Source organism: Paraburkholderia sp. 22099, assembly GCF_052045835.1.
GTDB lineage: Bacteria > Pseudomonadota > Gammaproteobacteria > Burkholderiales > Burkholderiaceae > Paraburkholderia > Paraburkholderia terricola.
Map to the genome: position 1 here is coordinate 15846 of NZ_JBQEPU010000001.1, position 18984 is coordinate 34829.

The window sequence follows — 18984 nt, forward strand, 5'->3', positions numbered from 1 at the left end:
AAAAAACGGAGCGAAGTCCCTGGGACTTTCGCTCCGTTGCGCTAACGGCGGGGACTGGCCAAGTCCCCGTCCCTACCCCGCACAAATCCATTCACTCGCAACGCGCTCAGCGCGCCACCACGCGCTTCAGAATCCGCTCGACGCCCTCGACATAAGTGGCGGTGCCGAACCGGCGCAGCGCCGTTTGATAGCCGTTGCTGACGAGCTTGTTGCGCAACGCGTCGTTCGATTGCAATTCGCTCAGCGCGTCGGCGAGTCCTTGCGCATCGCCCGGCGTGCACAGCACGCCGTTCTCGTGGTCGTCGATGATCTCCAGCACGCCGCCCGCGCGAGCCGCCACCACCGGCCGCTGCGCCAGCATGCCTTCGACGATCACGCGGCCGAACGGCTCCGGCGTGATCGACGTGTGAACGACCGCGTCGACCGCGCACATGCACGCCGGAATGTCGTGCTGGAAGCCGAGGAAATGCACGCGGTCGCCCAGCTTGTGCGCGGCGACGAACGCGTGCAGTTCGATCTCGTACTGGTCCTCGCCGAACAGCGGCGCGCCCACCAGCACCGCATGCATGCGCGGATTGAGGACCATCGCCTCGAGCAGCACGTGCTGGCCTTTCCAGCGCGCGAGGCGGCTGAACGAGCCCACCAGGAAGGCGTCGCGCGGCAGGTTCAGGCGCTCGCGCAGCGCCGCCTGCGGCACCGTGCGCAACGCGTCGAACGGCGCGGCGGAAATACCGTTGAACACCACGTCGACACGTTTTTCGTCGAACCGCGTGAGTTCGGTGAACGCTCGCGCCGAAGCGGCGGAATTGGCGATCACGTGCGTGAGACCGAGGCGCGCGCACCACTTGATGATCGCCAACTGCTTGCCGCCGAAATGCTCGGGGCTCACGATATCGCGCAGATGCCAGACCACCGGCCGCCTCGCCAGCTTGCCGGCAATCGCGCCGATCACCATCGCGCGCTGCGTGTTCGCGTAGATCACGTCGGCATTGCGCGCGCGTTTCGCGGTGGCGCGCACGAGCGAGAGCAAGCCCTTGAGCGCCTGGCCCTTCGGCAGCGAGCCGCCTTGCTTGCGAACGTGGCGCAAGGCGCCGGCATCCAGCACGTCGACGCTCACGCCGGCCCGGGCCAATGCGGTGTGAAACGGGCCGTCGTCGAACAGCACGACCTCGATGCGCGAGCGCAGCGCCTTGACGATTTCCAGCAGCGACAGCTCGGCGCCGCCGAGCACGCCGCTCTGATCGACGGCGAGAATGCGCGGCGCGTCGGCGCCTGCTTCGGCCTTGTAGGGCACGTAAGGCGGCAGCGTGGCCGAACGCAACGCCGGCACCGAAGCGCGCACATGCGCGAAGAAGCGCTCGCGAAAATTCGCGGCGGAAAACTGCTCCGCGTTCGCGCGGCAATCCACCGGCGAAAAACGCTTCACGTGCTCGTCGAAACGCTCGACCGCGGCGATGATCGACTCGGCGTTCTGGTCGTCGAAGAACATGCCGGTCGGCCGCGGCTCGGACAGATCGCGCACGGTTTCGAGCGCGCCGCCCTTGCCGTAGGCGATCACCGGCGTGCCGCATGCCTGCGCCTCGACCACCGAAATGCCGAAGTCCTCCTCGGCGGCGAAGACGAAAGCCTTCGCGCGGCTCATCTTCTCCTTCAACACCTTGAACGGCTGATAGCCCAGGATCTCGACGTTCGGCCCCGCCTTCGCGCGGATCTTCTGCATGTCGGGGCCGTCGCCGATCACCACGAGCTTGCGCTCGGGCATCCGCGCGAACGCCTCGACGATCAGATCGATCTTCTTGTACGGCACCATCCGCGAGGCCGTGAGATAAAAATCGTCCTTGTCGGTGCACAGCGAAAACGCCTCGACGTCGACCGGCGGAAAGATCACCTGCGCCTCGCGCTGATAGACCTTCTTGATGCGCCGCGCGATGAATTCCGAGTTCGCCACGAATCCATCCACCGAATTCGAGGTGCGGATATCCCAGTTGCGGATGTAGTGCAGAATCAGCCGCGCCATCGCCGACTTGGGGCCGTTGGTGAGCTTCGACTGCTGCAGGTACTGGTGCTGCAAATCCCACGCGTAGCGGATCGGCGAATGCACATAGCTGATATGCACCTGGTCGGGGCCGGTGAGAATGCCCTTGGCGACCGCGTGGCTGCTCGAAATCACCACGTCGTAGGCCGACACGTCGAGCTGTTCGATCGCGAGCGGCATCAGCGGCAAATACGTGCGGTACTTGGTGCGCGCGAGCGGCAGCGTCTGGATGAACGAAGTCGTCACCGGCTTGCCGCGCAGAAAGCTGCGGTCGTCGAGAAAATCGACGAGGCTGAACAGGTCCGCGTCGGGAAAGCACGCGACGATCTGCTCCAGCACCTTCTCCGCGCCCGCATACGTGACGAGCCAGTCATGTACGATCGCGACGCGCACCGTCTTGTCGCCGCGCAACGCGGCGCGGCGCGACTGCGTCTCAGCGCCGGGAACGGTGGTGAGTTCGGCCAGTGCGCTGCGCGTCGCGGGTTGCAGCACGGCTTCTTCAAGGATGTCCTGGTTCATGCGCTTTTCCTCAAATTCAGTCGCAACAGCAGTGAACGCGCAAGATCGCGCAAGGCGGGTGTCATCGTGATCGACCAGGCGACGTTGGCCGCCACCATCAATGCACCGGCGACGATCGCCATTGCGAGACCCGGCAGGAAGCCGGCAAGCCAGAGGCTCGCCAGCAGGAAAGCGAGGTGGGCGAGCATGTCGAGCGCGATCTGCCGCGCGTGAATCGCGGACAGACGCAGCAGCACCGCATAGTCGAACAGCGCCCGGCCGGCCACGGCGAACGCCGCGCCGGTCAAACCGAAATGCGTGATGCCGAACCACAATGCCCCTGCAAACAAGGGCAATTCGAACAAGCCGACGCGCGCGGCGGTGGCCGGATGGACCTGCGACTGGATCAGAATGCGCGTGACGTTCGCCTGGCCGACGAGCCACACCGCGACGATCATCACGCGGCCCACCGGCGCGGCGACGGTGGCGATTTCATTGCCGACCCATAGATGCAGGAACGGTTCGAGCACCAGCATCGCGACCAGCGCGACCGGCGTGAACACGCCGTTGAGAAATTCGAGCGACTGCCGTGTGATGGTGTCGGCGTCGGCGCGGCTCACCGCCGAAAGGCGCGGAAACAGCGTGCGCACCATCGCCGTCGGCACGATGTTCAGACGCGTGACGAGGTTTTGCGGCACCGTGTAGTACGTGACGAAGCGCGCGCCGAGACTCGTGCCGAGCATCACGCGGTCGAGCGATTCGGCGATCATGTTGGTGACGCTCGCGATCAGCATCCAGCCGCCGAAGTTGAAGAGCCCCTTCGCGACGCCCAGTTGCGGCGGCAGGATGCTGCGGATTTCCAGCACCTTCAGCGCGGAGCGGCCCAGCAGGAGCGCCGCGAGAATGCGCGCGAACACCGCGGCGGCCAGCACGTTCTGCAAGGTCGCGCCCAGCCACAGCGCGGCGCCGAGCGGCAGCAACTGGAACAGAAACGTGCCGATGGTCTGATTGGTGTTGTAGACGCCGAAACGCTCGGCGCCGTTGATCGCGCCCGCGAACACCCATGACACGTTGGCGATCGGAATCGCCACCGCGAGCCACGGCAGCGCCATGTACACCTCGTGCTGCAACTCCGGCGACACCTTGGTGAAATACGCGGTGTACAGAAACGCGCCGAAGTAAATCATCAGCCCGCCGATCACGCCGGTCGCGAGATTGAGCCACGTCGCGCTCCAGAACACGCGCGCGCTCTCGGTCTTGTCGCCGGACGCGCGCGCCTTCGAGATGTGGTTCTGCGCGGCCATGCTCATGCCGAGATCCAGAATCCCGAAGTAGCCGATCAGGGTCCACACGAGACTGATCACGCCGTAGCGTTCGACGCCGAGCAGCCTGATATACGACGGCACGGTCACGAGCGAGACGAAGGTGGGCAGCACCAACCCGAAAAAATTGATCGCTACGTTCTTGAGAATGCCTTTGTCCATCGGATGCCCTGGGGTTGAATACGGTTGACTGCCTGTTGTTCTGTGCGCTTCATCAAGGTTTCCAGCGGTACATCATCACTTTGCCGCGCGCGTCTTCCTCGACGAAGACGAGGTACTCGCCGTTGCTTCGCTTCGCGGCGCTGATGCCGTTGGGCACGTCGACCCAGCCCGACGCGCGGCCCACTTCCGGGCCCGGCCGGATCACGCCGAGTTCCTTGCCGCTGTCCTTGTCCCACACGTGCACCGCGCCGACCGGCTCCACGCCGAACACGTATTGCCCCTCGACGGTGAGCCCGATGATCGTGGCGATCGGCTTGCTTTGCGTGGTCCACGGCAGCGTGATCGAATAGCGCTGCACGGGGTTGCCGCTCGACCATTTGTCGTAGCGCACCAGCACGCGGCCCACTTCCTTCCAGAAGCCGCGATCGGTCGGCGTGTCGGCCGTATAGCCGGCCACGTACATCGTGTCGGTGTCGGGTTCGTAAATCGCGCGATGCAGTTCGGTGAAGGGCTTGGGCACCGGGTATTGCGTCAGGTCCGAATACGAGTAGACGGGGTTGCCCTTCGCATCGAGCCCGCCGAAGCGGAAGCGATAGATGCCCTTGGTGTCGCGCGTGCGCCAGATGTCGCCCGCGCTATCGACCCACCAGCCCCAGCCGCCCGCGAGCTTGGTGCCACTCGTGTTCGGCGTGAATTCGTCGGTATTGAATTTGCCGTCGCCGTTCGCGTCGCGCCAGATCCAGTCGCCGCCCGGCGGCGCGTTCGGCACCTTCGCCACCGCGCGCTCGCGCCCGGCGATGAAGCCCGAGGGCGCGGCCACCTCGCCGTCGCGCTGCGGATCGAAGCGGTAGATCTTCAGGTGATCCGCGTACATGTCGGTGAGATACAGGAAGGTCTTGCCCTTGAGCTTGCGGGCGATCGGCAGCCCCGGATATTGGTCGGTGTGAAACACGGGGTCGTCGGGATACTTGAAGCGGTTCGACAGGAAGCCCACGTATTTCCAGTCCTGCCCCGCGGGCTTCGACAGATCGAGTTCGAAGCGCTTGTTGCCGGTGTAGACGCTGTCGGGCCGAGCCGGATCGATCCATGCGCCGTCGACGAACAGCAGCCCTTGCACCTGCCAGTTCTGCCGGCCGTCCGGCGCATAGCTTTCGAGCGTGGCGCCGAGGCCCGCGCCGATCGGCTCGTAGCGCGGACCGATGCCGTTGGTCGACACATACACGTTGCCGCGCGCATCCACGCCCACGCCGGTCAGCCCGTTGAAACGCCGGGGTCCCGGCCTGCCCGCCACGCCGCTGAAAATACCGCCGCGCTCGCCGAGCGAGCCCGACTCCGCATAGCGGCCATTGCTCCTGCTGAAGAACAGCACCTGCTGACGCGGACCGTTGTCGGCGATCAGGATGCGCCCTTGTGCGTCCACCGCGATATCGACGGCGAGCGTGTCCGCGGGCAGCGTGAAGTTTTCGTCGATGCGCTTGCCCGCGATCGTGTAGTGCTCGACGTGCGGCGCCGGGTCGTTGCGCGTGCCGGCCAGCACCCACAGCGTGCCGTCGGGCGCCAGCGCGAGACGGCCCGGCTCGTGCACGGTCCAGGTGGTTTTCTGTTGCATCGATTCGGCGTCGTAGACCTCGATGCGATCGCGCGCCGTGTTGGCCGCGAACAGCGTGGTGTCGTTCGCCGCGAGGCCGCCGATTTCGGCGCTCGTGCCGGTGGGCACTTCGTTCATCATCAGGAAGCCCGCGGCGAGCTGCGCATGCGGGTCGCCGCTTTTGGCGGCCGGCTGAAACGGCGCGGCGCGCTTCGGATCGGCGATCAGCCGGCGCGAGATGCCGAACCATTGCTTGCCCTTCTGCGGCCATACGCCCTGCTCGACGAGCCGCCCCTTCTCGTTGCCGACCGCGATCGCCACGAACGCGTATTGGCGATTCAGCGCGATCGCGTTGCCGCCGCTATTGCCCCAGCCGTGCGTGCCGCCCGCGAAGCCGAGCATCTTGCCGTCCTGGTAGACGCTGGCTTCCGCGCCGCTCTCGTCCCACGGCGCGTTCGTATAGACCTTGCCATCGGGCGCGACCGCGATCGCGGTGATATTGATTTGCGCCCACGCGCCGTCGCCGAAACCGAACGTGTTGCCGATCCATGAGGTTTTCGCGTTCAACGCGGTTTCCGCGCGAGCCGTGACGCCGACCGATCCCGCGACCAGTCCCGCCGCACATGCCAGCACGGCACACCAGCTTTTGAACGCGAAACGGGGCAAAGTATTTTCTCCAATCAGCGGCGCGCCGCGCTCAGGCAAACGACCCGCGCGGATAAAAAAATCCGGTGAGGTCACGGTAAGAACGCTTGCGAACGAATACGAACGGGTACAAAAAAGCCAGAAGCAACACAAGAACATCAGACCGGTTCGCGCAGGACACGAGGTCGGGTAACGACGGCGAGGCGGCATGCAGGCAACGGGAAGCGGCAGCGCCGCGGGCTCGCGAGCGGGACAACCGGGTGCGGCCCACGCGCCGTCCTTGGCCACCCAATTCACACGGCTCACATTACGCGGAAAAAACACCGCGACGAAAATCGAAAATAATTCAAAAATATTCGCCGCTTTAAGCGCAATGAAAGAAACTGATTTAAAAATCGATTAAAACGGAATGGACGCCGGGCTGGCCGGCGCGAGGCCGTTGCAGCCAAGCTTACCGACGCGGCCAGGCTCACGGCGCAGTTCTTACGCGTCGCGTCACGCCTTCGGCACAAGCATGAAAACTCATTGGAAATGAATAACGAAACACCCTGTTGCAATCTGATTCATTTATCCAATTCATTCCCGTTTTTTCACGATTTTCTTTTGCCTAGAATCGATTGCACTTCCGTTGCGACGCGAAGCGAGCGCGCCTGTGGTTGCCGAACGCGCGTTGCTTCGCCCGGCCCATCCGCTTCACACCATGGACGGTTCATGACTGCCAGCGCCCTGCCCTTAGCGCCTTCCCACTCCCGCCGCATCGTGCAGCTCGACGGCTTGCGCGCGATCGCCGTGCTCGCGGTGTTCGCGCAGCACGCGCTGAAGGCGCCGCTGTGGATGGGCGTCGATCTGTTCTTCGTGCTGAGCGGCTTTCTGATTACCGGCATCCTGCTCGAACGCAAGTCGCGCGAGCAGTCGTATTTCGCTTACTTCTACGCGCGCCGCGCGCGGCGCATCCTGCCGCCGTATCTGCTGCTGATGGTGGTGTCGTCGCTGCTGTTCGGTCTCGGCTGGGCGCAACACTGGCAGTGGTACGCGTTCTTCGCGACGAATATCGGCGACGCGCTCAACCAGAGCGGCCACGACAGCCTGAACGTGCTGTGGTCGCTGGCCGTCGAGGAGCAGTTTTATATTTTCTGGCCGTTCGTGATCCTGCTCGTGCCCGAGCGCGTGCTCGGCTACGTCGCGGCCGCGTTGATCCTGCTCGTGCCGGTGCTGCGCGCGGTCGCCACGCCCTGGTTCGATTCGTTCTGGCCGATCTATTACCTGACGCCGTTTCGCATGGACCTGCTCGCGGCCGGCGCGCTGCTCGCGGTCGCCGTGCGGCGCGATCGCGACGCGCTCGAACCGTTCAAGGGCGTCGCGGTGCTCGGCGTATTCGCCGCGCTCGCCGTGCTGGCGTGGCTGCATCTGCATTACCCGCGTTTTCGCGCGGCCAATACGCCGCTCTCCAACGCGGGGCTCTACAGCGTTTCGTTGGTGCTTTGCACGTCCGTCGTGGTCATCGCCCTGCAAAGCAAGGGCATCGTCAAGCGGCTGCTGTGCAATCCGGTGCTGGTCTATATCGGCACCATCAGCTACACGGTTTATCTGATTCACCTGAGCGTGCTGTACGCGCTGTGGCCGCTGCATCTGAACCGCTACATGACCGCGGCGCTCGCGCTCGCGATCACGCTCGCCTACGCGAGCATCACGTGGTTCGCGTTCGAGAAGCGGCTGATTTTCGGCGCGGGCGGCAAAGCGGCGCAAGCGCCGGTGCCGGGCGCGGGCGTCACGTGGGCGGCGCCGCAGGCGCCGGCCACGGGCCGTGGCGGGGCCGCGTCGCAAGCGCCGCGCAGCCGTGCATGAGGCGCCGCGGATGGCGCAGAGCGAGCTTGAGGACTACCGCGGCGCTCGCTTCGCTCGCGCTGCTGTCGTTTGCGCTGCTGTCGTTTGCGCTGCTTTCGTTGCCGGCCGGCGCGCATGCGGCCAGCGTGGACACAAGCCAGGCGAAGCCGACGAATTTGACGCAAACGCAGGCGCGTGCAAAACCGGCCCAGGTGCTGATCGACGCCTATGGCGATTCGACCACGCTCGGCATCACATGCAGCGACGGTCATTGCGGCCCGCAGGCGCAAAACGCCGTGGCTTTTTTGCAGGATGAATTGCAGGCGCGGCACGGCGAACGCGTGCGCGTCACGAACTACGGCGTGGGCGGCACGATGGCGACGCAACTGCGCGACGGCACCGGCAACCGCCGCGCCGGCCCGAGCGCCGGGCTGCCGTGGCAGGAGCGGCTCGCCGCGTCGCCCGCGCAGATCGTGCTGATCAATTACGGCATCAACGAAGTCATGCAGAACCAGACGCCCGAGGCGTTCTACGCGGCCGAAACGGCGCTCGTGAAAACCGCCCGCGCGCTCGGCAAGGAGCCGGTTCTACAGACCTCGAATCCGATGCCCGACGGCCGGCTCAACGCGCGGCTCGCCGCGATGGTGGCGATGACGCGCCGCGTGGCCGCCGAACAGCAGGTGCCGCTCGTCGACCAGTTTGCCTACATCAGCAATTTGCCCGACTGGAAGACGCTGATGTCCGACGGCGCGCATCCGAAGCCGGGCTTGTACCGGCTCAAGGCCGAGGAAGATTTTCAAATCGTCGATCCGCTGGTGCGGCGACTGCTGGACGGCGCGCTCTGAAGCTTTTCTCGGGTGCGCCTGGGGTGCGCCTTGTGAGTGGCTCGCGAAGAAGCGTGCTTCCGACAGGCGCTTTTCGAGTGTTGCCGCGGGGTGTGCCGCTTGATGTGCCAATGACCGTGCCGCTGTGTTCGTCGACAAAAGTGTGCCAATGACATGCGCCGTAGCCGGCGCGACTGCTTCTTCTCTTTCTCTTTTACCAATATCGAAGGCAAGCTATGAGCCAACCACGCAAAGCGATCATCACCGGCGTATCCGGGCAGGACGGCGCCTATCTGACCAAACTGCTGCTCGACAAGGGCTATCACGTGACCGGCACGTACCGGCGCACCAGTTCCGTCAACTTCTGGCGCATGCGTGAGCTCGGCGTGCTCGATCATCCGAATCTGCGTCTGGTCGAACACGATCTGACCGACCTCGGCTCCACGCTGCGCCTGCTCGAAGGCGCGCAGGCCGACGAACTCTATAACCTCGCCGCGCAAAGCTTCGTGGGCGTCTCGTTCGACCAGCCTGTGACCACCGCGGAAGTGACCGGCATCGGCGCGCTGAATCTGCTCGAAGGCATCCGCATTCTGAATCCGAAGACCCGTTACTACCAGGCGTCGACCTCGGAAATGTTCGGCCTCGTGCAAGCGGTGCCGCAACGCGAGGACACGCCCTTCTATCCGCGCAGCCCGTATGGCGTGGCCAAGCTGTTCGCGCACTGGTCGACCATCAACTACCGCGAGTCGTATGGCCTCTTCGCGAGCAGCGGGATTCTGTTCAATCACGAATCGCCGCTACGTGGCCGCGAATTCGTCACGCGCAAGATCACCGACACCGTCGCCAAGATCAAGCTCGGCAAGCAGGACGTGCTGGAACTCGGCAACCTGAGCGCGAAGCGCGACTGGGGTTTCGCGCTCGAATACGTGGAAGGCATGTGGCGCATGCTGCAAGCCGATGAACCGGATACCTTCGTGCTCGCCACCGGCCGCACCGAAACGGTCCGCGACTTCGTGCTCATGGCGTTTGCCGCGGCTGGTTATCAGATCGAGTGGTCGGGCAAGGAGGAACGCGAGATCGGTATCGACGTCGCCACCGGCAAGACCCTGGTGCGCGTGAATCCGAAGTTCTACCGTCCGGCCGAAGTGGATCTGCTGATCGGCTGCGCCGACAAGGCGCATGAGAAGCTCGGCTGGAAGCCGGAAACCACGCTCGAACAGCTATGCCACATGATGGTTCATGCGGATATCGGGCGCAACGAGCATCACGAGACGTTTTGATCTGAGCGCGTTTGCCGCGTCACGGCCTCCGGACTCGACGGTCTATACCGTAGTGTCCGGAGGCCGTGAATGATTTCGCGGAGTGGGATTGCTTTCCGGGGAAAAGCTGGATAGCGACAAACCGGTCTATTGCTTAGCTGGAAAACGACAAACGCAGCGCTTGCCGACCGCTAACTTAGCGCTTTAGCGACAGCGCTTTAACCACAACGCTTCAACGACCACGCTTCAACGGCCACGATAATGAGCGGCCGAAGCCGCCCCATCCATGCACCCTCCGCGCGGAGCAGCGCGTGGCCTTGCTTCAATGCACCCCGCCCGCCGCGATCGCCTCGCCATACACCGCGGCGACCCGCTTCGCGATCACCGAGTTATCGAAGTTCTCACGCGCGTAGCGGCGGCACGCATCCGAATCCGGCATCTTCAGCGAGCCGTTCAACGCGCCCGCCAGGCCTTCGGCGATTGCCTTCGCGCCCGTCTCCGGCAGCACCAGGTTCGGCGACAGACCCGCCACCGCTTCCGGCAAACCGCCCACCGGGGTCACCAATACCGGCGTGCCCGACGCCAGCGATTCGACGGTGATCAGCCCAAAGCCTTCCAGCGCCACCGTCGGCACCACGCTGATATTCGCCGCGCGGTACAACGCCGCCAGATGCTGATCGGGCACGAAGCCCAGCAGCTTGACGTTGTTCTCCAGCCCGGCCTCGGTGATGCGCGCCTGCAACTCGCCTTCGAGCCGCCCCTTGCCCGCGATCAACAGCAGCACGTCGGGCTCGCTGCGCTTGAGCAGCTTCACCGCGTCGATCAGATCCTCCAGACCCATGCGGCGCACCAGACGCCGCACCGCCAGCACGATCGGCCGGTCTTGCGGCAATTGCAGTTTGAGGCGCGCCTCGGCCGGCGTGATCGGCAGATTGAACTGCTCGACGTCGACGCAGCCGGGCACCACGCGCACCCGATCCGGCGCGATGCGATAGCGCGAAGTCAAAATCTTGCCGAACGCCTCGGACAGCACGATCAGCCGTGACGAGCGCGCATACACCGATTGCTCCAGATAGCGCTTCGCGCGCTGGCCGAGCGAATCGGCGCCTTCCACATGACTCTCGTCGGCCCACGGTCCCTGAAAATGCGAGACCTGCGGAATGCCGCGCGTCACGTCGAGCCCCGGAAACGTGTACAGCGCGAAGTGCGACGAGATCACGTCGGGGCGCGACCGGCTGATTTCCTGACGCAGCGCGCGGCGCGCCGCCATCAGCCGCAACGGCAGCGATTGCGCGGCGGAGCCGAAGCCGTTGATCGCGCCGCCGGTGTCCGCGGCCACCTTGGGCGAGCCGGCCACCACGCCGCGCACCGCGACGCCCGCGCCCGGCAGCGCGCCGACCAGCGAGTAGTACATGCGGTCGAGGCCGCCCGCGCGCTCGGGGAACCAGTGCATCCCGATCTGCAGCGATTTGATTGAGCTCGTCGTCATGGTTGTTGCCCCTGTGCGTTCTGTGAGTTGTGTGAGTCAAGCGATGCGGCGCGCGATCGTGCAAGCGAGGTCCGCGCGATCATTCGGCGCTCTTCTGTCCGGCCAGCGTGTTCAGCGTCAACGCGTCGGTCTTGGCGACCACCGCCGCTTCCGCGTCGCTGCGCCGGCGGTTTTTCTGCTGCCCTTCCAGTTGCCGGTACAGCGCGATGTATTGCGCGGCCATCCGGGCCCAGCCGAAGCCGGTGGCGAGTTCGTTGGCGGCGACACCCATCGCGCGCCGCGCGCCGTCGTTGTCGGCGAGACGCGCGACCGCGCCGGCCAGCGCCTTGGGATCGTCCGGGTCGTCGAGCACGATGCCGCATTCCGGCGTGATGATCTCGGCGCCGCCCGCCGTGCGCGCGGTGACGACCGGCAGACCCGCCGCCATCGCCTCGAGCAGCGACAGGCTCATCGCTTCATAGCGCGAGGGAAACACGAAGGCGTCGACCGAATGCATCAGCACCGGCATCTCCTTCACGAGCCCCAGAAAATGCACGCGATGCGCGATGCCGAGCGCCTTCGCTTCTTCAGGATAGGGACTGCCCGGCAGAAAACCGGCCACCGCCATCTGCACGTGCCCGGGCAGATGCTTGAGCGCGGCGAGCACCGTGCCGAGGTTCTTGCGCGGCGTGCGCAAGTCGCCGACGAACAGCAGCAGGAACGCGTCCTTCGGCAAGCCGAATTTCTCGCGGTCGCCGGTGGCCGCGGCGAAGCCTTGCGTGTCGACGCCGTTGTAGATCACATCGACGCGGTTATCCGGCGTGAGGCCGATCGCGCGAATCTCGTCGGCGACCTTCTGCGACACCGCCGTGATGACCTTCGAGCGGCGGTAGGCCCAGCGTTCGAGCAGCGCGTTGCAGCGCGTATAGATCGACTGATACGCGGACCACACGCCCTTGGTGAGCCCGAACGGATAGTACTTGCTGCCGAACCAGCCGCTATGCACGAAGTGCGAGGTGTTGACGTCGGCGGGCATCCACGTGATGAAGCCGTTCACGTGCAGCACGTCGTATTCGCTGCGATGCGCGCGCAGCCACATCGCGCTCTTGAACGCGAACACCTGCTGGCGCAACAGATTGGTGGGCCACCAGCGGCCGATTTTCATCGGCACCCAGCGGACGTTGGGGTGGGCGAGCAGATCGGGCGCGACGTGCGAGGCGACCAGCGTGACGCCGATGTTCTCGTCGAGCGCGGCGCGCGCGATCTCGTGGTTGACGCGCCCCTGGCCGTCGTTATGGCGCACGACGTGCGTGACAATGGCGACTCTCACTCAGTGCCTCCGTGGACAAATAGCGTGCGTCTGCGGTTCATTTTTTCGTAGTGCACCGCAGAAAGGATCGAAAAAACACTCATGAAAAGCAGCAGTCCGCCTGTGCCGACCAGCGAATTGGTGAACACCAGCATCGCGAAGGTCGCGAGACTCAGGCTCAGGCAGGCGGACACGAACTTGTCGTTGCGCATCCTGAACGACGCGAGCACCGCGCGCACCACCAGCCAGACGATGCCGGACATGTACAGCAGCGTGCCGGGCCAGCCGAGCACGAACGGAATGTTCATCACGCCGCTGTCGAAGTTGCCGTACTGGCCGAGCTGGCCGCCGTCGTTCGAGAGCTTGGTGGAGGTGCCGGTCGCGCCCATGCCCTCGCCGGCCACGTCGGTAAAGGCGGTTTTCGCGAAGGTCGCGTAGAACTCGTTACGCGCGGCGTAGCTCTGGTCGTCGTTCAGGTTGACGATGGTGGAGAGCCGCGCCTGCATCCGCTCGGCCACCGGGCCGACCGCGAGCAACGGCACGCACAGGCCCGCGAGCAGCACCGCGCTCGCGATGATGCGCACGCGCACCTTGTTGTTCGATTTGACCAGTTGAATCAGCAGCGCGACGATCCAGCCGCCCCACGTCGAACGCACGAGGCTCAGCGCGAACGAGAAGAAGCCGAGCGCCGCGGCGATCCAGCGCACGCGGTGCGTGGCCGCCATCACGAAGACCATCGCGCCCATCATCGCGAACGCGAACGGGCCCGACGAATTCATCGTGCTGAACACGCGCACGCCCATCGGCACGGCGTCGCCTTGCGAGTTCATCTGCGAGCCGAGCATCCACAGCGCGTCCCACTGCGGCATGATGAAGAACTGGATCAGCCCGTAGCCGCCCATCACCAGCATGCCCCAGATGAAGGTGTTGACGATGGTGTCGCGGTACTGCGGATACTGGCGCGTGTGCGCCATGATGTGAAAGCCGATCAGGATCGGATAGAGCCAGTTCGCGAGGTCGTAGGTGGCGGCGAGCGGCCCGCTCGACATCACGCCGATCATGAACGCGTAGGCGAGCCCGAGCAGCACCAGCAGCACCGGCAAGCCGCGCCGCTGCGACAGCAGCCGGTAGTAGCGCAGCAACGAGAACGCGCTGATCATCGTCACCGCGAGCGGCGCGACCTGGATCAGGCTGGTGGGCGTGAACGAGCCCTTGGACCAGTCGGCGAGACGCCGCACTTCCGGGCTCAGGAACCACAGCCACCACATGAAGCCGATGTAGCGCGCCGGATTCCTGAAATACAGCCACAGGCCCGTGAGGATCGCGAGCAGCGGAAACGCGAGCGTGAGCACCGTGCCCTGACGCGCGCCGATCATGAGCGCCGTGATCAGCCACAGCAGCGCCTCCGGCATCCACTCCTTGCGGCCGTTGGAGACGGCTCGCGGTGCGCCGTCGGCGCCGGCTCGCGTGATCGTCGACATCGTTTAGAAGCCTCCGCGCGATTCGCGCGCGCGCTGTCCGGCGGAACCGCTTGCGCCCGCACCCGCGCCCGCACCGGCCGCGCGCCCGCGCAACGCCGCGCGCGCCCGCAGCATGTCCTGCGTGATCCGCACGTGCTGCATCGCGTAGCTTTGAGTGGTCAGATCGCGCGAGAGCAAACCGGCCGCCGCCGCCTGGGCCTGCTGCAACGCTTCAGCCGGCGACGCGACGAACCGGTCCACCGCTTCGCGCAGCGCCTGCGGATTGAACGGCGGGATATACGCGGCCTCGCCCGCCGGGAAATAATCCTGCAACGCGCCGACGTTGGTGACCACCATCGGCTTGCCGACGGCGGCCGCCTCCAGCATCACGGTGATGCCCGAAGCGTGCGTATTGGGCCGCAGCGGCACGACGATCACGTCGGCCCAGTCGTACAGTTCGTGTTGCTTTTTGATGCCCGAGAACAGCGCGATCTCGACGTTCGGCGCGCGCAGCGAGGCGGGAATCCGGCGGCGCGTCGCGAGTTTCACCGTGTAGCGGTCGTCGTTGCCGAGCGCCTTGATGAGCGTCTCCCAATCGCGGTCGCGGTCGTTGCCGATCGCGGCGATGCGCAGCGGCGTGTGCGGCTTCCACTCGCTCGGCGCGCGCACCGGAAAGTCCTGGGTATTCAGGCCGTAGAGCAGCGGCTTCGCATCGCGGTCGAAATAGCGCCGGCACAGCTCGGCGTTTTCGCTGGCGAGCGTGGTCAACTGATCGGCGCGCGTCATCAGCTTGCGATACAGCCAGCTACGCAGCATCCCGTACGAAGGCCACTTGTCGAGCAGCCACACGCTTTGCGCGAGCAGCAAGGGCGAGGACTCGGCGCCCGCCTTGCGGCCGGAGAGCAGCAACATCAGCGCGGCGGAGAGCCATTCCTGTTCGGTGTGCGTCCAGATCACGTCGGCGCGCAGCATGTCGGCGCGGTTGCGCCACGTGTGGATGAAGTCGAAGCCGAGCGCCGCCTTCAGCGCGCGGCGCAAGAGGCGCGCGGCCTTGCCTTCGCGCGCGTCCTGCGAATAGGTCAGCGCGAACGCGTCGGATTCCGCGTGGTGATAGCCATACAGGCAGCCGATGTTGTCGCCCGGTCGATAAAAACGCGGGTCGGCGCCATAAAACAGGTGAACGTGAACTTTCGTACTCATGCAGTCACTCCGGTCTGCCGGTGGAAAGGGGCATCGCCGCGCGCGTGCCCGCGCGCCAGCCGATGCACGAACGTGCCGGACATGTCGCTGGTTTCGCTCACGCGGCGCGTGACAGCGCGCGGCGCGCCTCGTGCGCGCCGGTGCGCACCGCCCGCCAGCGCGACAGCTTCAGGGCCGCCTGCCTCGACACGAGTGCGAGCGCCGCGTGCGTGAGTCCCGGATAGACCCGCGTGCCGACCAGCGTCCACCACCACCACGCGGTTTCGCGGCGCAGCGGCGGCAACTGGTCGCGCAGGATCAGATGGAAGTTGAAGGCGGCGTTGCGCAACGCGGTCATGGTCTGCGCGTCGCGCCGGTCGTCGTCGAAACGTTCGGCGGGGAAGTGATCGACCGCCACGCGCGGGTCGTACATCAGCTTCCAGCCGGCGTTCTTCACGGCGAGGCTGAAGGCCATGTCGTTGTGGACCTGCGCGCCGGCGCCGCGCAAACGCGCGTCGAAGCGGATGGCGCGCACCGCATCGCGCCGGTAGCTCATGTTGGCGCCCTTCAGGATGTCGACTTCGCGCGCGCCGCCCACGCCGAGATGATGATTGCCGATGATCTTGCCGTGCGCGGTGACCTTGCCCACCAGCGGGCGCTGGCCGTCGAGCACGCGGCCTTTTTCATGCACCCAGTCGCGTCCGCCGAGCGCGCCGAGGCGCGCATCGTTTTCGAACGCGGCCGCGATACGTTCGACCCAGTCGGCGTGCGGCGCGGCGTCGTCGTCGGTGATCGCGATCACGTCGCCCGTGGCGGCGTCCAGTCCGCGATTGAGCGCCGCGACCTGGCCCGGCACGTCGACCAGCGCCACGGCGAGCGGCAGCTTGCCCGGCACCGCCGGATCGCGCAGACAGGCATGGGTCGCTTCGTCGTCGGCGCGCGCCACCACCACCACTTCGTCCGGCGCGCGCGATTGCCGTTGCAGCGCCGCGAGGCAGCGCGCCAGATCGGCCGGGCGGCGGTAAGTCGGAACCAGTACCGTCACTTTCATCGTGATGTCCTTTGTTATCGTCATTGCGACAGCCTTCGAATGCGCGCGAAGTTCAGGGGCTCGTCAACGCGCCTCATCTCAGGTGCTCAGATATTCCTGAACCGCCGCATAGCTGCGGTCGTAGCCGCCGCGCGCGCGCGCCGGCATGCCGTTGAAGATGCCGCCCTGCACGTGCACGCCGGCGGCCCGCAAACGCTTGAGCGCGTCGGCGATCTCGCCCTCGCTGTGCACGCCCGAGCGCATCACGAAGAAGGTCGAGCCGGCATACGCGCCGATGATCGACGCATCGGTCACCGCCAGCACCGGCGGCGTGTCGATCAGGATCACGTCGTAGCGCTTGGCGAGGCCGTCGAGGTATTGCGGCAGGCGCGGCGACATCAGCAGCTCCGACGGATTCGGCGGACGGCGGCCGCACGAAATGAAGCTCAAGCCTTCCACGGGTGCGTTGCGGATCGCTTCCTCCAGCGAGATCTGGCCGCTCAGCAATTCGGACAGGCCGTTGTCCTGGGCGCCGCCCAGATAGCGTTCGAGCACGCCGCGGCGCATGTCGCCGTCGATCAGCAGCACGCGCTTGCCCGAATTCGCCAGCAGCACCGCGAGATTGACCGTCAGGAAGCTCTTGCCGACGCCGGCCATCGGGCCCGTCAGCATGACGATGCGATTCTTCGCGTCGAGCATCGTGAACTGCATGGAGGTCCGCAGGCTGCGCAGGCTTTCGATCGTGACGTCCTTCGGCCGCGCGTTCGCCAGCACCGAGCGCAGGCGTTCGCCGCCGCGCTCGAAACTGCTTTCGAGCAGCGCCTGCTCGGGGCTCAACGGCACGAGGCCGAACACCGGCAGATGGAAAGCGCGCTCGATGTGATCGGGGTCGTCGATGCCCTTGAACATATTGCGGCGCAGGAACACGAAACCCGTGCCCGCGATCAGGCCGAGAATCACCGCCGCCGACAGGATCAGCACCTTCTTCGGCTTGACCGGCACGCCGGGGCGCAACGCGGCGTCGACGATATGCACGTTGCCGCCGGTGCCGGCCTTCTGCACCGAGAGCTCCTGCACGCGGTTGAGCAGCAGCACGTAGATGTCCTCGGCGACCTTCGCGTCGCGCTGCAACTGCACGGCCTTCACTTCGGTGGCGGGCAGATCGCGGAAGCGGTCGGCGTACTTGGCGCGCTGCGCCTGCAATTCGGCCATCTGTTCGCGCGCGGCCTTGAGCGTCGGATGGTCGTCGCCGTAACGCTCGGTGAGCTGCGCCATCTGCAGACGCAAGCCGGCGATCTGCTGCTCGTACTGCACGCTGCCTTCCAGGTAGACCTTGGCTTCCTCGCTCGCGTTGATCGAGCCGGATTGACGCTGATACGCGGTCAGCGCGGCCTCGGCGCGTTCGAGATCGGACTTCAGGCGCGGCTCCTCGCTCTTCAGGAAGTCGAGCATCTTGCTCGCGTCGGCCTGCTTGTTCAGCACGTGCTGGCGCACATACGACTGCGCGAGCGCGTTGGCGACCTCGGCCGCGTGCGCCGGGTCCTTGTCCTCCAGCGAGATCTGGATCACGCCGGTCTGCTTGCCCTGCTCCTGCACGCTGATGGACGACTGGAACGCGGTGATCGCGTCGAGATCGTTCGCGCGCATCACGGTGAACTGCTCGCCCGGACGCGCCACCAGTTTGTTCACGAGCATCGTCACGCCGCCGCCCTGCTCCTGCTGGCCGACCTGGCCGCGCAGCAGCAGCGTGCCGTTCGGCGCGTAGAGCTCGTAGTGCTGGTCGTCGATGGCCTTCATCGTGAGCTTCTGGCCTTCCAGCGCGGGCACCACGTCGATCGAATCGACGTCGGCCACTTCGCCGCCCCATGCGTACGACGACAGACCGAGCCACGGCCGCGCCGGCTGGCCGGGGCTCGCCATGCGCGCGGCGATGCTGCCGAGCAAGGGGAACATCTTCGGCGTGACGCTGAAGTTCAGCTTCAACTGCTGCACCACGGGCGCGACCACGCCGCGGCTCTTGATGATTTCGATCTCGGCGTCGGTCGGCAGCGAGGTGGAGCCGGTGGTGATCGCCGCGCCCGTCTGCGTCTGCGTGAGCGCCTGCGAGGTGTTGTCGGACTGCTCGACGCGCACGTGCGCGTCGGCCGAATACACCGGCTTGGCAAGGTAGCAGTACGCGCCCGCCATGCCGACGATCACCGCGGCAATGGCGATCAGCCACCAGATGTCGTCGAGGATCACCTGCACCAGTTGCCCGAGGACGACGTCCTCTTCTTCGGTCCGAACCGGACCGGCCATGTATGGAGAGATTTGATTGCTCACAATTCGATCCCGTATCGGTTGCTGCGGCGTGTGTCTGGGCTTCTTGCTTCTTTCATCCT

12 protein-coding genes are annotated in these 18984 nt (G+C 65.7%); 3 read left to right on the forward strand and 9 right to left on the reverse strand.

Annotated elements, in window-relative coordinates:
- Positions 1-106 precede the first annotated feature (106 nt).
- The 3 genes from ACTJLC_RS00070 to ACTJLC_RS00080 are packed head-to-tail and all read right to left on the reverse strand — an operon-like array spanning position 107 to position 6271.
- On the reverse strand, positions 107-2554 hold the full coding sequence (locus ACTJLC_RS00070; protein WP_440843117.1) for a glycosyltransferase family 4 protein: 2448 nt from the start codon (positions 2552-2554) through the stop codon (positions 107-109).
- Positions 2551-4017 (reverse strand): flippase, encoded by a 1467-nt coding sequence (locus tag ACTJLC_RS00075; RefSeq protein WP_073426633.1) that lies wholly within the window; start codon positions 4015-4017, stop codon positions 2551-2553. Before ACTJLC_RS00075 ends, ACTJLC_RS00070 begins: the two co-directional genes overlap by 4 nt.
- 52 nt (positions 4018-4069) lie before the next feature.
- The gene (locus tag ACTJLC_RS00080; protein ID WP_114162425.1) at positions 4070-6271 is read right to left on the reverse strand and encodes a hypothetical protein; all 2202 of its coding nucleotides are present in this window, start codon (positions 6269-6271) and stop codon (positions 4070-4072) included.
- A gap of 690 nt (positions 6272-6961) precedes the next feature.
- On the opposite strand from ACTJLC_RS00080, the gene ACTJLC_RS00085 reads away from it, so the two are divergent.
- The 3 genes from ACTJLC_RS00085 to gmd all read left to right on the forward strand — a co-directional run bounded on the left by ACTJLC_RS00085 (position 6962) and on the right by gmd (position 10178).
- Positions 6962-8095 (forward strand): acyltransferase family protein, encoded by a 1134-nt coding sequence (locus ACTJLC_RS00085; protein ID WP_073426635.1) that lies wholly within the window; start codon positions 6962-6964, stop codon positions 8093-8095.
- A gap of 26 nt (positions 8096-8121) precedes the next feature.
- Positions 8122-8919, forward strand: a complete 798-nt coding sequence (locus tag ACTJLC_RS00090; protein ID WP_440843120.1) for an SGNH/GDSL hydrolase family protein — start codon at positions 8122-8124, stop codon at positions 8917-8919.
- Positions 8920-9134: 215 nt separating this feature from the next.
- The gene (gene gmd / locus ACTJLC_RS00095) at positions 9135-10178 is read left to right on the forward strand and encodes a GDP-mannose 4,6-dehydratase (protein ID WP_073426636.1); all 1044 of its coding nucleotides are present in this window, start codon (positions 9135-9137) and stop codon (positions 10176-10178) included.
- 301 nt (positions 10179-10479) lie between these two features.
- Here the strand turns inward: gmd and ACTJLC_RS00100 are convergent, their stop codons facing one another.
- The 6 genes from ACTJLC_RS00100 to ACTJLC_RS00125 all read right to left on the reverse strand — a co-directional run bounded on the left by ACTJLC_RS00100 (position 10480) and on the right by ACTJLC_RS00125 (position 18901).
- A complete protein-coding gene (locus ACTJLC_RS00100) occupies positions 10480-11646 on the reverse strand; it encodes a glycosyltransferase family 4 protein (RefSeq protein WP_310317910.1) in 1167 nt (388 codons plus the stop codon).
- Between the two features lie 79 nt (positions 11647-11725).
- Positions 11726-12955 carry a glycosyltransferase family 4 protein gene (locus tag ACTJLC_RS00105; RefSeq protein WP_073426638.1) on the reverse strand — a complete coding sequence of 410 codons (1230 nt, stop codon included), beginning with the start codon at positions 12953-12955 and terminating at the stop codon, positions 11726-11728.
- Positions 12952-14415 carry a glucose-6-phosphate isomerase gene (locus ACTJLC_RS00110; RefSeq protein ID WP_073426639.1) on the reverse strand — a complete coding sequence of 488 codons (1464 nt, stop codon included), beginning with the start codon at positions 14413-14415 and terminating at the stop codon, positions 12952-12954. Before ACTJLC_RS00110 ends, ACTJLC_RS00105 begins: the two co-directional genes overlap by 4 nt.
- A 3-nt stretch (positions 14416-14418) precedes the next feature.
- Positions 14419-15594, reverse strand: a complete 1176-nt coding sequence (locus ACTJLC_RS00115; RefSeq protein ID WP_310128771.1) for a glycosyltransferase — start codon at positions 15592-15594, stop codon at positions 14419-14421.
- A gap of 97 nt (positions 15595-15691) precedes the next feature.
- Positions 15692-16624 carry a glycosyltransferase family 2 protein gene (locus tag ACTJLC_RS00120; RefSeq protein WP_083084286.1) on the reverse strand — a complete coding sequence of 311 codons (933 nt, stop codon included), beginning with the start codon at positions 16622-16624 and terminating at the stop codon, positions 15692-15694.
- Positions 16625-16702: 78 nt separating this feature from the next.
- A complete protein-coding gene (locus tag ACTJLC_RS00125; protein ID WP_310159202.1) occupies positions 16703-18901 on the reverse strand; it encodes a polysaccharide biosynthesis tyrosine autokinase in 2199 nt (732 codons plus the stop codon).
- Positions 18902-18984 lie beyond the last annotated feature (83 nt).